Genomic DNA, 15,226 nt, shown 5'->3' on the forward strand with positions numbered 1-15,226 from the left:
TCATTACGAAGCTGCAAAATAAATGATAAATCACTTCAGAGTAGTTTATCCCAAATTGTGATTCAATGAAAATGCACCTCGCAGGTTGGTGGTTGGAAGTTATCTAGATTATCTAGAAACTGACATCTCACCGTATTTTGCTAAGATGCATCTTTATTCTTATTAGAAATACAGAGACTTTTCACTTTTTCTTTTAATTAATCACAAAGTTAAAGTCCTGCTAAATTGTTTATCTCATTAAAGAAAGACTCATTGGAGACAGTTCTAATAATTTTATAAACCGTGATGTGAATTAATCACATCACGGTTTACTATAATTTCTAATACAGTCTTTTTATCTTAAATTTATACAATAGATAGTATAATAACAGTTTCTTATCCCTCCCTACTATCACCATCAGAATCCTCTGCTTCTTCATCATGCTCTTCCTTTATGTCAAAATAAGAATCTAAAATACGCTCTCCAGCCTTTAAATTAATTTGGTTTCCTTCTCCAATTCCAACATGTGGCACCACCACAGCAAAAGCAACCTCTGGATCATCAAAGGGAGCATAACCGACCAGTGTTAAATTATTAAGGTCAAACCGTTCTCCATCAACGAATTCATATGATTGCGCTGTACCTGTCTTCCCTGCCGGATCATAGGATTTATTTTGAAAATAGTCCTTTCCGGTTCCCTGTGAGCCTTGATAGGAGAGGCGAAATCCTTCCTGCACACGACTGATTTCATCATTTATCATATCAATTCGGTTCATCGTCGTTGTACTGGACGAATAATACAATGGACCAAGCTCATCCATAGAATCGATTGGTTCACGCGCTTCCTTTAGGAAATGAGGCTGAACACGATAGCCGTCATTGGCAATAGTTGATACATATTGGGCAAGCTGCAAGGTCGTATATGTATCATACTGACCGATGGCAAAATCAAGAAGATTCCCTGGATTATCTGGTACTTGTCCTCTTAATCCAGTGCTTTCACGTGGATAATCCACTCCTGTTGTCGATCCTAGTCCAAATTGATTAAAATAATTTTGCAGTGTTTGTAACGTTTCTCCCATGTTTATGTCTAAATTAGCATTTTGCGGCATTGGATGACGATAGTCCCCTCCCAAGCGCAAAGTTACATAGAACATATAAACGTTCGAGGACCTTTCCAGCGCTGTTAAATCATTTACCGTTCCCATATCTTGCACAGATCTTTTTATTTCCGTCCCCGCCAGCTTCATTGGTGCATCATGGAAGGTTTCCCCAGGAGAAATAACACCCGAATCATATCCAGCCAGAATCGTTGCCCCTTTAATACTGGAACCTGGTTCATGTGCATTAGTCAACGTCGTAAGTCCGGCATTATTATTATATTCATCATTCTTGGTATCATATTCTACTCCGGAAATAGCTAACAATTCTCCTGTTTGTGGGTTCATGACAACTGCATAGGCATTTGTTGCAAATCGATTCTCATAAGAATTACTTGATTTCATCGACTGAAATTCATCTAATAAAATATCATCTACTTCCTGCTGGAATTCTAAATCTGTGGTTAATACTAAATCTTTTCCCCTTTCTCCTTCAACAATCGTCTCTGAGCCAATAATGGAACCATTCTGGCTTGTTGTATATTGAATTTGTTCTTTACGTCCTCTCAAGAAGTCTTCATATTCTTCTTCCAGTCCACTTCTGCCAACACGATCATTTCGGCTGTATCCCGTCGTTAAATAGGCATCCATATCCTCTGCCGGAATTCCTTCTTCCTGACTTGAAATATTCCCCAGAATACTGGTTAATGTTTCTCCATTTGGATAGACACGATCCCAATCGGTAGAAGCATTGATTCCTGGCAGCTGATCCAGATTTTCCGCCACAGCTGCATATTCTTCTGCTGTGACATCTTCATTTTTTACAACCTGAGGCGTAAGTGCATAGGCTTTATCCAACTCCTTTTTTATCGCAATAATTTCTAATTCATCTTCGGAAAAATCAGCAATCTCTTCATCGGTAATTAATTCAAGGGTTGCATCATAGACTTCCCCATTCTCCATCTCCTCTGTGTCTATTGCCTCTAATCGTTCTTCTATTTCTTCTTCATGAAGCAATAAATAATATTCGCGCCTGTCTCTTTCTGTTATCCGGTCCATTGTTTGTTTATCCCGCATATCAATATATTGCGCTAAGGTTTCCGCTACTTCTAAACGATCCTCTGCCTGCACATCATTCGAAGGCGTGTACGTAATGGAATACATTGCTTCATTATCCACAATCAATTCGCCATTGGTGTCATAGATTTTCCCACGGGGTACAGGGATATCGACCGTATCTAAATTTGTCCTTTCAATTTCTTCCTGATAAGAATCCCCATTTAAAATTTGTACAACTCCCAACTGAAAGATCAATGCAGAAAATAGGATGAAGATGACAAAGAAAAGGATATTCATACGTGTCATAAGCGGGGCACGTTTCTTCTTGTTTTTCTTATTTACCACTTTTTACCTCCTTCGTGCTGTATGAAGCTTTCTTTAAATGCTTAAATTAGCTGACATTGATTATTCCTGCCTTAATTAGTAAAGCTTACTATATAAAGCCCCCTCCAGGTCAACATATAAAGCAGAAAAATCTTATAGAAAATAAATTTCTCAACTATATAAATCAACTTATTTTATATGATTATTGACTATATTACATGTCATTTAAAACACGAAAGGAGGTACTATTTTTCATCTGCCCAATACGTAAAAAGCGGACCAGTTCTTCCAAACAATGGATCATTATCCGGCAAAGGTACTTTTTTGATATTTTCCAAGTTTTCAGGTCTTTCATTTTTCTTCCCATAGTAAAAATCATAGCTTTGTCCATTTGGATATGCACCAATAACAGAAAAATCCGTACTGCTTTCGATTAACTTATGTCCAAAACCTGCCGGAAGTATAATTGTATCCCCTTGTTCAATTTGAACTCGCTCTCCCTGCTCTCCGCCAAGTTGTACCTGAGCTGCTCCATTAACTACGATAAGCACTTCATGGGAGTTGCTGTGATAATGATGATAAGGTGCAATACCTCCACGCCATTGGCCAAGCCAGTTGTTTTCTGCTAAAACAGCTTTAGGGTTGTCAGCGGAAGTTATGACATTTTTATATAACAGCAAAGGGTATGTTGGATGATTGGGAATTGATCCATTATCTTGAAATATGAAGGTTTTAATCGTAATTTTTGCTGGCTGTTTCATTATTTTCCCTCCTTAAAATTAATATATTTAACCTATTCCACAAGGAGAAAAAAACAAACCATATATAGACTCTTACATGATATTTCCTGATTCGCCAAATTATAACGAACTTAATTTACTGCACAATTTGCACCTTCCAGAAATTTTTACTTTCTTCATCTGCTTCATTTTTATGTTTTTGAATAACAATTACTCTTTTCCAGCTACTCTAATTCTGAAAGTAAAATTCTATAAAGCTTGTCATCATTATTATCTGGAGTGCCTCTCCCATCTCCATTATTACTTACAAAATATAGATAGTTATCATCAATCCGCACATCCCGGATTCTTCCAAGATCACTTATAACCTCATGATGCTCTCCACTCTCCATATCAAATTCTAAAACAGCCGATCCTCTTAATGCGGCAACATATAGTTTACCTTCATCATACGCCATACCTGATGGAGCCCATGTTTCTTCGTTCCCAGAAGTGTATAAAGGGGAAATCATTCCTTCCTGCTCTTCTTCTCCTTTAATAACCGGCCATCCGTAATTTTCACCCGCTTCAATGATGTTCACTTCATCATTTGCATTATCTCCATGCTCACTGGCATACATCGTTCCATCATCAGCCCAGGTAACTCCTTGAGGATTACGATGCCCATAGCTATAGACGTAGGAGTCTGGAGATGGATTATCCACTGGTATCGATCCATCTAAGTTCATCCTTAAAATTTTACCGCCTAATGAATCAAGGTCTTGTGCTATTTCACGCTCAGATGCGTCTCCTGCTGTAGCATAGAGCAATTTGTCCGGGCCAATCTTCAGTCTTCCTCCATGATGATAGGTACCGCTGGGGATTTGGTCCAGAAGTAAATCATCCTCTCTCCACACGTCATCTTCCAATTGAAGTGTTACAATACGATTAAATTGTCCATCACTATTTTCATACGTATAGTAAGCATAAGCCTGGTTTGATTCAGAAAAATCAGGAGCCAGTACAAAACCAAGTAATCCTGCTTCTGAAGCTGTTGATACTTCATGTTCAAGCTCTACATCCTGCCGTTCTGCTTCCCCATTTTCTATTCTGACAATACTTCCCGTTCTTTCAGTTACATAAAAGGTATCTTCTATCTGCTCAATCGACCATGGAACATCCAAATTTTCCGCAATAACTTCTAATCCTTCTATAGACAGATTTAGCTCTTCCTGTGAATCACCTGCATTATCAGATGTATTTTCATTGCTGCCCGGAGAAGGCTGTTCATCATTCGCAGAGCAGCCAATCAGGAAAAGCAGACCAATTAGATGTCCAGATAAAATTTTCTTCATTCACATTTCTCCTCACATTATTTTTAATAAATTCAAGTCCTCAGTTAACATCGGAAGCCATTGATAGTTGTAAGCTTAACGAATTTGATTTGCCATTATCGCTTTTATCTCTGAAACAATATCATCATTCCATTTTCTCGCCATTTTTTAAGGATACGATTCTCGTTTTACATATTCATGTATATCAGAATTTCAAATTAATATATGTTAACCTCTCTATCCCTCCTTCTTTTATTGGAATTAATATTAGTATATAAAGTTAACTTTAGGTCAAATAATTTGATTCTATTTTTTGATAATTCGTTTTGACGGCCGTTAATTATTACGTTAGAATTCCTCCAACTATTAAGTTAACTTCAGGTTTATATTTGAAAAGAGGAGATAAAAATGACTTATTCTATTGGGGAAGTTGCTAAAAAATTAAATTTATCTATACCAACTTTACGTTATTATGATAGAGAGGGACTCATTCCTTTTGTAGAACGTACGGATAATGGAACGAGGGTATTTAAAGAGTCTGATATAGATTTATTAAAAGTTATTCAATGTTTGAAACCCAGCGGTATGACCATCAAGGATATTAAGACCTTTATTGAATGGTGTTCGGATGGCGATTCCACCTTACAGCAAAGATATGACTTATTTTTAGAGCAAAAAGCAGTAGTAGAAAAACAAATGGAGGAATTAAAAAATACAATGGATCTCATTGACCATAAATGTCATTACTACAAAGTAGCGCTGGAAGCAGGCACGGAAAATGTTCATAAAAACAATAAAATAGGCAATACCGTTTTTGATTAATAAAACATCTGCACTTCACTATTTTATATAGAGTGCAGATGTTTTTTTCTCCCCTGGTTACAGTAAATACCAGAACACTAAATAACGAAAATACTATTCACCCGGCGGTTTTGTACAAAGTATTTCGAAGTATAATAAATATAAAACCGCCTATTAACGCGACAACACCTACAAATAGAATTTCTCTCGTTCCAATTTGCGATATAATCATTCCTGCTGCAGCAGTTCCAATCGTAGTACCCAAATTAACGGATGTCAGAAATAAACCATTGGCGAAATCCGGAGCTTTTGGAGCGGCAGATATAATCCAATACTGGTTGATATTTGCACCAATTCCACCAAGTATCCCCCACACTAAAATAATAATCGCCGTAGGAACTGTTAATTCTGCTACAGGATAAAAGATAAGATAAAGTGCAATTAATGCGATAGGAAAAACAGTTACCGTACGGACAGGAATTTCGGAAAGCAGCCTTCCAGCTATAATATTTCCTAAAATATTTGCCAAACCGTAAACTAGAAGCATAATACTGATTAAATTGGACGACATATTTGTGACCGTTCCTAAATATTCAGCTAGGTAACTGTATACTCCGAAAATAGCTGCATTGATAAGCAGAACTGCTAAAATCGAGAGCCAGGTAACTCCTTTTGTTAATATTTTCAACTGCGAGCCATAGGATAGTCTTTCTGTAACCGGCATAGATGGCAACAAAAAGATCGTTGCAATTAATGTGAAGATATTAACGATAGCAAAAAAGGCCATGCCCGCTTGAACAGAAATCGCATCCGCAATAAAGCTGACGATTGGAACGCCTAATACCATCCCTGCGGAAACTCCAATAAAAACTTTGGAGATTGCTTTCGGTGCTTCCTTTTCACTTACAGATGCTCCGGCAACAGATAAAGCCATCGATACATAAAGCGGATGGAAAAAAGCCGGTATCACACGTGCAATCAAGGTAATCGTAAAGTTGTTTGTAAAGACGGAAATAATGTTACCGATAATGAAAATAGTCAGCACCAATAACATAACATTTTTCCGGTTCATTCCAGAAAATATTAACGGCATTGTCGGCCCGGCAATAGCAATCGCTAAGGCAAATAGACTCACCAATAAGCCTGCAGTCGGGACACTGACATCAAAATATACTGCTAAATCCGGGAGTATACCGATAACCCCCATTTCGGTATTGATAATACCAAACACACCGACCGCCAATATAAATATAAGTAAACCTTTCGAATTCTTCATAAAATATTACTCCACTTCCTTCTTAATTCATCGAGGCTAGAATTTCTTATTATTTTTTTCATATTTAAAGATAGGAAGCCATAAGATTTCATTAATAAAATATAGAAGTACATCTAAAATAAAGTACCGTAAACACTTTTTATTTATTATAGTCTGCTGCATCTTTACAGAAACAGCACGCATAGAGAAAACAGCTATTGTTTTATCATTTTTTATATACTTAAACAGGCTGTGCAGTCGGACGAACAATCATATTACTTACCGCCATTCGATCAGGTGTATCGATTGCGAATACTACTGCAGAAGCAATATCTTCTGGAGCTAAGCCCCATTCTTTTTGTGCTTTATGGAGGTCTTCTGAAACCTGTTTATCACTAATGGTTTTGTATAGTTCTGTTGCAACTGCCCCCGGGGAAATAATAGTTGATTTAATATTATTTTCTCTTTGCTCTTGTCTCAATCCTTCCATAATCGCACGTACAGCAAATTTTGTTCCGCAATATACAGCAGAATCAGGATAGACCACATGACCTGCTACAGAATCCGTTGCAATAATATGACCTGATTTTTGCTGTGCCATAATTGGTACAACTGCAGCAATACCATTTAATACACCCATAATATTGATATCAAGCATTTTCTGCCATTCATCACGACGTCCTTCCACAATTGGCGCAGTTGGCATAATACCAGCATTGTTGTATAGCACATCAATTCTTCCATACATATTCATCGAAAGGTCAACTACTTTTTTCACATCTTCATAATTGGTGACATCTGCTTGTTGGATATGAATATCTGCCTTAGGGAATGATTTTTGGATTGCTTCCAAACGTTCTGATCGGCGTGCAGCAATAATCAGCTTGGCATCTTTTTCAGCAAGCAGCTTTGAAGTTGCTTCACCAATCCCACTGGAGGCACCCATAATAATAATTACTTTATCTTTTATTGCCATTATTAAACTCTCCTCTTTTAAGTAATTTTCTTTTCAATAACATCATAAAATGATACGATTCAGATATCAAATACCTATATCAAATATATTGTTATACTTAAAAAGCATAGGAGGATTTAGAATGGAAATCCGGTTATTACGTTATTTTATTGCTGTCGCAAATCAACAAAGTATTTCTGGTGCAGCAAAATATTTACATATATCACAACCTACCTTATCCAGACAATTAAGTGATTTAGAAACAGAATTAGGTACTTCATTATTTATTAGAGGAAACCGAAAAATCACCTTAACAACAGAAGGGATGTTTTTATTAACAAAAGCGAAAGAAATTGTGGAGTTAATTGATAAAACAGAAGCGAATTTTAACCAGCCATCAGAAATTATTAGCGGAGAAATATATATTGGCGGCGGTGAAACAGAAGCCATGCATTTTATCGCGAATGCTTTAAAAGACCTGCTTAAAATCCACCCGGATATTCAATTTCATTTATATAGTGGAAATGCAGATGATATCATGGAAAAATTAGACAATGGATTGTTAGACTTTGGTATTGTTATCGAACCGACAGATAAACAAAAATATGATTACATACATCTGCCAGCTTCCGATGTTTGGGGTGTATTGATGCATAGAGATAGTCCGTTGGCGCATAAAGATTCTATACAACCCTCAGATCTAATGGATCAGCCTTTATTGATTTCACGGCAAACAACTGTGGATAATGAACTGTCCGGATGGTTTGGACAAGATGTCAGGAATCTGCATATCACAGGAACGTACAACTTGCTTTATAATGCTGCACTTATGGTAGAAGAAGGTCTTGGATATGCTTTATGTTTAGATAAATTAATTAACACATCCGGAGACAGTAAACTTTGCTTTAAACCTTTAACCCCTGATTTACATGCAGGATTAAATATTATTTGGAAGAAACATCAAGTATTTTCCGACGCAGCCAATAAATTTTTAGGTCAAATTCGGTATAATATTGAAAAGCATACTCAAAATGATTAAATTTGAAACTCAAATTTAAAGTGCCCAATCATTTTTTATGATTGGGCGCTTATTTATTACTATTAATAACTTCATGAAACCTCATTCCATCGAAGCCTCTGCCTCCAAAAATGCATTTTTTAAAGTTTCCCATTGTGCTTCAGTAGGTTTCCAATACCCCCGCTCTGATACCTCGACCAATGTTCCAAGCAAATCATGATATGCTTGCGGGTTTGCCTGGCGTATTTTTTCCTGCAATGCTTTATCCTCCACATACGTATCATGCACATGGGAAAACACCCAATTTTCCACTTTGTTCGTTGTGGCAGCCAGCCCCAGTAAATTCTCTGTGTGCTTTGCCATCTGCTGAACACCATGATAAGGATGCCCCAGCAGCCCTTCCATCCACTTCGGGTTGGTCAGACGTGTTCTGACACCGCGATTAATGGCATGCTCTACATCTTCTGTCTGCGGCGTTTGCTGAGTCGTATCGGTTATATAAATATCAACACGCTCTCCCTTTGCTTTTTCAATCGATTTCGCCAATCCCCCGAAGAAATTATAATAATCATCGATATCCGTAATTTCATATTCATGACTGGCCCGCAGCTGGGAAACGATATCGGCTGCTTCCATATGAAGATCATATAAATCAGGAAAGCTTTCTCCTCTTCTTAATTTACTATAGACATGCTGGGCATGGTGCTTGTACATCTCACCAAGCTCTTCTTCATCTGTCCAGCTGCCATCCTCAATCATATGGTTAATCCCGGTTCCATATTCGCCTGAGGCTGGTCCAAATATCCTGGAAGAAGCTAAATCGAAAGCATCCGCTTGTTCATACCCTTCATGTAACAGCTGTTCCTGTACTTTTAAAGTAAATGCCTTAAAATAATTATCCTCTTCCTGTTCATCTGCGCACGCAAGCTTTTCAAATAAATCATTCAAAGCATCAATCACATTCGGAAATAAATCACGGAATACCCCTGACATACTGATGGCAACGTTCATTCTCGGTCTGCCCAGCTCTGAAAGGGGAATAAGTTCAAATGTTGTACTTGTTGCCTGGGAATGCTTCACTGCTTTTGCCCCGACATATTCTAAAAGTTGTCCAATTGTTTCTCCCTGCGTTCTCGATGTTTCAATCCCCCAAAGTACACAGGCTACGGTATGCGGGATTTTCCCGTGAGCTTCCTGGTATTGCGTTAAGGTTGCTTTGGCAATTTCAGCACCTCTTACAACCGCAGAAGGGCTCGGTACAGATCGCGGATCAAATTGATACAAATTGGTCCCCGTCGGCAAAGATTCTGGATTTCTATAGATATCACCTGCCAATTTTGCAGGCAGATAGCCTCCATTTAACGCTTTTATAATAGAGGATAGCTCCTCTGTTTTTCTTACTCTGTGATAAATGCTTTCCCCATACGCCAAAATATCTGCAAATGCTGCTGCATGAGAATTTCCCTGTACATCCGGTAAATGTCTGGATTCTATATAATCCCTTAATAAAACAGCTGCTTCTTTTTCCAGTTCTGCTTCATCATTCTGCAGCGCCGGCTTTAATTGGGATACCAACTGTTTCAAGGTAATTCCCATATGCTCTCTGCGCAACGTATATACTGTATGAAGAATTGCATCTTCATGCTTCAAGCCTTCTCCGATAATATGCAGTCCATACGGGATTAAAGCATACTGCATCCTTTGCAGCTCCTGCTCTATATCTTCTAATTGTTGATTGGAAAAGCCATTCTTATCTGCCAGCTCCTGAATTTCTTTCAAAATCTCTTCACAGCGCTGCGGGTCAAGCTGCTCGGCTTCCCGATATTCATGGAGCAGACGTTCCAGCTCTTCATAATCGCCATATAGTCCCCCATCTCTGAAAGGAGGTGCCTGGTAACTGCTCAGTACAGCATGTGTCCGTCTCTTTGCGAGCATTGCTTCAGACGGGTTGCCGATATAATAAAAATAAAAATGCGGCAGGGAATGTACCAGTTGATCCGGATAGCAGCTGGAAGACATGCCATTTTCTTTTCCTGGCAAATATTCCAGTGATCCATGCGTGCCAATATGTACAATGGCATCGGATTGAAAGTCCTTTTCCAGCCAGTTATAAAAAGCCTGATATTGATAATGGGGCGGTACAGACTGATCATGGTAATCTGCTGATGAATCCTGGTCTGCTCCTCCTCTGCTTGGCTGTAATCCAATGAAAACATTCCCGTTAATAAAACCTGGTATGAAAAATACTTCTTCATCTGTCATTATTTCTCCAGGATACTCTCCCCATTGGCTCTTCATCCGTTCCCGGTCCAGATGATTGGTCCAATCTTCTTTTGCTTTTGAAACTGAATACTGTAATCTTTGATCTGCATCCTCATCTACGCCCCAGCTTGTTTCATTAAATAGCTGATGCCCGCGAAATTGTTTTTCCAGTTCATCTCCAGTCATTCGTTCCACCTGGTAGCCTTCATCTGCCAGTTTATTTAATAAAGCAGAGATGGAGCTGAATGTATCCAAAAAGGAGCCGCCAAACAGATTCCCCTCTCCAGGCGGATAATTGTATCCGATTAGAGCCACGCGCTTCTGACTGTTCTCAAGCTTACGCAAATGCAGCCAGCGCTCAATACGATTCATAAAATAATGAACGCGCTCCTCCATAAGAACAAGCTCTTTTTTCTCAAATTGATAGTTTTTATCGAAGCCTGCTGATTGGATTGCTGCAATAGGGTAGGTCTCCACTGCACCATCCAGCTCCGGCAAAACAACGTTCACCATCGCTTCAACAGGTGAAAGTCCCTTTGTTTCCTCCCATTCCGCTAATGTGGTGCGCGTCAGAAAGAATGGATGAAGCATAGGAATATCCAGCTTCTCCAGCCAATCTGTTACATCTTCTCTGTCTCCTCCTCTTGGTCCTGATCCAAGACGGAAGCCGATAAAATTCACAATGAGCTGTATGTCATCCAGCATCCCGACGAACAAGCTCTCCAAATTCTCCAAATCAATCTTCATAATACTTGTTAAGCCGACAGGAATAACTGCAGCGGTCGGCCTTAACCGTTCGATAAGCTCAGCAATAACATCCGTAGACTTTACTCTGGCCTGGGAAGCAATATATATAAAGACAATTTTTGGCTTCGTTGCATCCTGTTTAGAATCTTGCAGAAATACCTCTGCACTGCTGTAATACTCGCCAGTTGCAGGATCGATAATCCCTGTTTTCTCTGCATAGCTTGGAGCTTTCGCTTCGGGAACATCCGTATTCCCATAAAGATGAGCTGCAAAGTAGAAGAGCTCCTTCCAATTTGCAATACCGGAAGCATGCCAATAGTCTTTTATCTGCTCATAACTTTCGATTGCCTGCTCCTTTAATTCCCGTTCTTCCTGAGTCAACTCATTTGATGGATCAAACGGGGCCAGCTCTCCTGATTTTGGTTTAACCTGAATATCCTGTCCCAGTAATGCACCAAAGCGGATGATTTTCTCCCATTTCGATCCATTAATCATCAATGATATTTGATCACATTCATATCTTTCACATATCCGGGCCATTCTCATGACCAGATCATCCTCAACTCCGTGTGGATCATAGATAAATAGATTGGCAGATTGAGAGACATGTTCAAATCGCCTCCATTGTTCTGCGCTTAATGGCTCCTCGGTTAAAAATAGAGAAAGCTTTATCTCCGGATAGATTTCTTTTATCTGTTCATGTGCTTTCGCGGCATCAGCTAATGTTCCAGATGAAGCAGCAGCAAAAATAATATGCACGAATACTTCTCTCCCTTCTTTTATTAACTTTCTTACATCCTGAAAATAAATAGCAGGGCCTATGATTTTATCTGCGCCCTTCTAATGGATGCAGCCGGTTTTGCACTGCTTTTGCAATATTTTTATCTGTTAAAGCATCCAGTGAGAGGTATTCTCCTTCTATAACAGCTGCAAGCTCCTCTGCCAGGCCAAATGTATTTCTCCCGCTTTGGGTATCAATAACAGTCACCGGGAGCTGTTCCTGTGCAATTCTTTTGGCAATCTGATAGGCTTCGCTTCTTGCCTGAGCTGCAGTACCGCCTGGACTCAACGTTTCATTGGCATTCCCATCCGTCAAAATAACAAGATAAGGTATAGCCAGTTTATGAATGCGCTTCTCTTTTTCACATATTTTTAATGCTTTTTCCAGTCCGGCTGCCAGCGGTGTTTTCCCGCCAGTTGGTATTTCTCCTAGTTTCTGCTTTGCTTCTGCAAACTTATTCGTAAAAGGCAATACCTCTTCCGCTCCTGTTTTTCGGAAGGAAACCATGCCAATATGGTCTCTTTTTTGATAGGCCTGCTGAAGTAATTCCATAACAGCTCCTTTGACAACTCTCATGTTTTTTTTCGCTGCAATGGAGCTGCTTGCATCCACTAAAAATAGAATGGTAAATCCCTGCTGCTTTTCCTTTAATTTATAGCGTATATCCTCTTTTTCAATCGCCAGCTTTATTCCCGCAGAAGGCGTACGAACCTTCATAAATGGAGCTGCCACTGTCAGTGTATGATATAAAGAAATTGCTTCAGTGGGTATCTGCACTGCACGGAGCATTCGCCCATTACCTCCAGCAGAAGTCCCCTCCCGATGCTTTCCATTCATTGCATATGGATAGATATATTTTTTCGAGAAAAGGAAATCTGACTGCATTTTCAATGATGTTATCACCTGGTCTATTTCTTCTTCAGAGATCTCTGTAATAAACTGGTTATCCGGCGGTTCTTCCTTTGGAAAAGAATCACCAGGGGCTTCATGATCCTGTCCGCCATTATCCGATGGTTTTGCTTCACTGCCAGAGGATGGATGGCTTTGACCCGTATCCTCCGAATGGTTGTTAGAAGATTCCTCTTTTGCCTGTGACTCTGAATTCTCCTGATTAGAAGATTCCTGCTGCTCTCCCATTCGATGAGAAAGTACATACCCCGCTGCTTCCTCAATATGCTTTGGCTGTACGGATTGATCCGAATCCAAAGCTGCTAATGCCCGAGCTGTTTCAATCAAATCCATATCAGCTTCCTGATTTTTACAGCCCGAACCCATGACAACCTCTACTGCCAGCTTCAGCATTTTTTCAGAAACTTGAACAGTGGACAATCGCTGCCTGACTTTATCCAGTTCTCCCTTTGTATATTCACGCTCTGCGTTCTCTCGGAATAATAAAATATTCTTGCGCTCTGACACATCAAAAACAGGAAGCAGACGGACACATAGCTTGGCATGCTTTAACAAGGATTTATCCAATATTTCCTGGTCGAGGCAATAAAACCATTTTGCCAGGATAGGATAATGAGAGTCCCCGTAAAATGACACTCCCTTATTTTTCAGCAATTGCATAAGTAAACGCTGATTATTCTCCGGCATCGATGCAAATTGATCGGTAATAACCACCTTTGCTTGATGAAAAATACTTTGATTACTTGAGTTCTTCCTGAGTGGAGAAAACAAGGCAAGCTCTTTTTCTCCCAATAATTTTTCTGTCGTAACGTGGGAAGGAATAATAACAGTATCCTCTTTAGGAAAGTAAGCTAAGACCATTTGCAGCAAAGTTGTCTTTCCCGTTCCACTTGCCCCGGTGATACAGATCCGGTCCAAATACGGATTGATAAGCGCTGCGGCAAGGCCACGTTTTGCTTTCAGTTGACCAATCAGGCAATTCATTGATTATCGACAACCTTCTGATTTAACAGCTCAGTCAGCTTCTGATAAGAAGAATTCTCCTTCATCGGATCCTGTAATAAACGGTGTGGCAAGGCAAGCTCTGCCGCTTCGTAAATATCCTCCACCTGCACCATTGTCCGCTGCTTCCATGCAGCCAATGTCTGAGCTGCAGTGATGACAGTGATATCAGCACGGTGGCTTTCAATACCCAATTCAATCGATAAATCAGCTACAGCACGGAGAAGATGATCATTAATCTCAACAGCTGGCAAAAGCTCCTTCGCGCGCTGTATTTGGTATGTAAGCTGATTTTGATCCTGTTCATATTTTTTCTCAAACTGCTCCTGATTCTGTTCAAAATTCAAACGGCGTCGAATAACTTCCATGCGCTCTTCGACATTTTTCTCACTTTCCACATCTATACATAAGCCGAATCGATCGAGCAGCTGCGGCCGAAGTGCCCCTTCCTCCGGATTCATCGTTCCTACTAAGACAAATCGGGACGGGTGCTCATAGGATACACCTTCTCTTTCAATCCGGTTAACGCCCATTGCGGCTGTATCCAAAAGAATATCAACCAGATGATCTTCCAGAAGGTTCACCTCATCGACATATAAAATATTTTTATCCGCTTTTGCTAATATTCCCGGCTCCAGCTTCTTTTCTCCTGTTTTTAGAATATGCTCCATATCCAGTGTCCCTACAACACGGTCTTCTGTCGCACTTACCGGCAGATTGACCACAGATGTATTTGTCAGCACATCAGCCAATGCTCTTACAGCTGTTGACTTTGCTGTTCCTTTTTCACCTTGGATTAATACTCCTCCAATTTTGGGATTAATTCCATTTAAAATTAACGCTTTCTTCATTTTGTCTTGCCCTACAATTGCTGTAAAAGGATAATTTTTCACATTTAACCTTCTTTCCAAAATCACATACGATTATTTAATCTTTTAGAGGATGTTCAAAAAGTCCAAAAAAGATGACGCAACGAATTT

Annotated in this window: 10 protein-coding genes; 2 read left to right on the forward strand and 8 right to left on the reverse strand. The window is 39.5% G+C overall.

The genetic code is table 11. The features are described from left to right. Positions 1–375: 375 nt before the first annotated feature. From OSO01_RS18395 to OSO01_RS18405, 3 genes are all read right to left on the reverse strand, one after another. Positions 376–2,484 (reverse strand): peptidoglycan D,D-transpeptidase FtsI family protein, encoded by a 2,109-nt coding sequence (locus OSO01_RS18395; RefSeq protein WP_307725856.1) that lies wholly within the window; start codon positions 2,482–2,484, stop codon positions 376–378. Between the two features lie 224 nt (positions 2,485–2,708). Beyond that, on the reverse strand, positions 2,709–3,224 hold the full coding sequence (locus tag OSO01_RS18400) for a cupin domain-containing protein (protein WP_147211918.1): 516 nt from the start codon (positions 3,222–3,224) through the stop codon (positions 2,709–2,711). A 203-nt stretch (positions 3,225–3,427) separates the two neighbouring features. Next, on the reverse strand, positions 3,428–4,537 hold the full coding sequence (locus OSO01_RS18405) for a PQQ-dependent sugar dehydrogenase (RefSeq protein ID WP_147211920.1): 1,110 nt from the start codon (positions 4,535–4,537) through the stop codon (positions 3,428–3,430). A gap of 387 nt (positions 4,538–4,924) precedes the next feature. Between OSO01_RS18405 and OSO01_RS18410 the strand changes: the two genes are divergently transcribed. Continuing rightward, positions 4,925–5,338: a MerR family transcriptional regulator gene (locus OSO01_RS18410; protein ID WP_147211922.1), complete on the forward strand. Its 414-nt coding sequence runs from the start codon at positions 4,925–4,927 to the stop codon at positions 5,336–5,338. Positions 5,339–5,435: 97 nt separating this feature from the next. Here the strand turns inward: OSO01_RS18410 and OSO01_RS18415 are convergent, their stop codons facing one another. After that, positions 5,436–6,593, reverse strand: coding sequence for an MFS transporter (locus OSO01_RS18415; RefSeq protein ID WP_147211924.1), 1,158 nt, complete (start codon positions 6,591–6,593; stop codon positions 5,436–5,438). A gap of 220 nt (positions 6,594–6,813) precedes the next feature. Further along, complete coding sequence (locus tag OSO01_RS18420) at positions 6,814–7,548, reverse strand: SDR family oxidoreductase (RefSeq protein WP_246145222.1); 735 nt, start codon at positions 7,546–7,548, stop codon at positions 6,814–6,816. 121 nt (positions 7,549–7,669) lie between these two features. On the opposite strand from OSO01_RS18420, the gene OSO01_RS18425 reads away from it, so the two are divergent. After that, the gene (locus OSO01_RS18425) at positions 7,670–8,566 is read left to right on the forward strand and encodes a LysR family transcriptional regulator (RefSeq protein WP_147211927.1); all 897 of its coding nucleotides are present in this window, start codon (positions 7,670–7,672) and stop codon (positions 8,564–8,566) included. An 81-nt stretch (positions 8,567–8,647) separates the two neighbouring features. On the opposite strand, the gene OSO01_RS18430 is transcribed toward OSO01_RS18425, so the two are convergent. The 3 genes from OSO01_RS18430 to OSO01_RS18440 form a co-directional block, all read right to left on the reverse strand. Further along, the gene (locus OSO01_RS18430; RefSeq protein WP_147211928.1) at positions 8,648–12,313 is read right to left on the reverse strand and encodes a cobaltochelatase subunit CobN; all 3,666 of its coding nucleotides are present in this window, start codon (positions 12,311–12,313) and stop codon (positions 8,648–8,650) included. Positions 12,314–12,380: 67 nt separating this feature from the next. Beyond that, positions 12,381–14,228: a VWA domain-containing protein gene (locus tag OSO01_RS18435; RefSeq protein WP_147211929.1), complete on the reverse strand. Its 1,848-nt coding sequence runs from the start codon at positions 14,226–14,228 to the stop codon at positions 12,381–12,383. Next, positions 14,225–15,139, reverse strand: coding sequence for a magnesium chelatase ATPase subunit I (locus OSO01_RS18440; protein WP_246145223.1), 915 nt, complete (start codon positions 15,137–15,139; stop codon positions 14,225–14,227). Before OSO01_RS18440 ends, OSO01_RS18435 begins: the two co-directional genes overlap by 4 nt. Positions 15,140–15,226: the final 87 nt, after the last annotated feature.

Origin of the sequence: Oceanobacillus sojae, assembly GCF_007991515.1 — a bacterium.
In the GTDB taxonomy this organism is placed as follows: Bacteria; Bacillota; Bacilli; order Bacillales; family Amphibacillaceae; genus Oceanobacillus; species Oceanobacillus sojae.

Bases quoted from the DNA above. Each gene is read 5' to 3' on its own strand.
- OSO01_RS18410 (WP_147211922.1), top strand. From the start codon at position 4,925: ATGACTTATTCTATTGGGGAAGTTGCTAAAAAATTAAATTTATCTATA.
- OSO01_RS18435 (WP_147211929.1), bottom strand. From the start codon at position 14,228: ATGAATTGCCTGATTGGTCAACTGAAAGCAAAACGTGGCCTTGCCGCA.
- OSO01_RS18400 (WP_147211918.1), bottom strand. From the start codon at position 3,224: ATGAAACAGCCAGCAAAAATTACGATTAAAACCTTCATATTTCAAGAT.
- OSO01_RS18415 (WP_147211924.1), bottom strand. From the start codon at position 6,593: ATGAAGAATTCGAAAGGTTTACTTATATTTATATTGGCGGTCGGTGTG.
- OSO01_RS18405 (WP_147211920.1), bottom strand. From the start codon at position 4,537: ATGAAGAAAATTTTATCTGGACATCTAATTGGTCTGCTTTTCCTGATT.
- OSO01_RS18420 (WP_246145222.1), bottom strand. From the start codon at position 7,548: ATGGCAATAAAAGATAAAGTAATTATTATTATGGGTGCCTCCAGTGGG.
- OSO01_RS18425 (WP_147211927.1), top strand. From the start codon at position 7,670: ATGGAAATCCGGTTATTACGTTATTTTATTGCTGTCGCAAATCAACAA.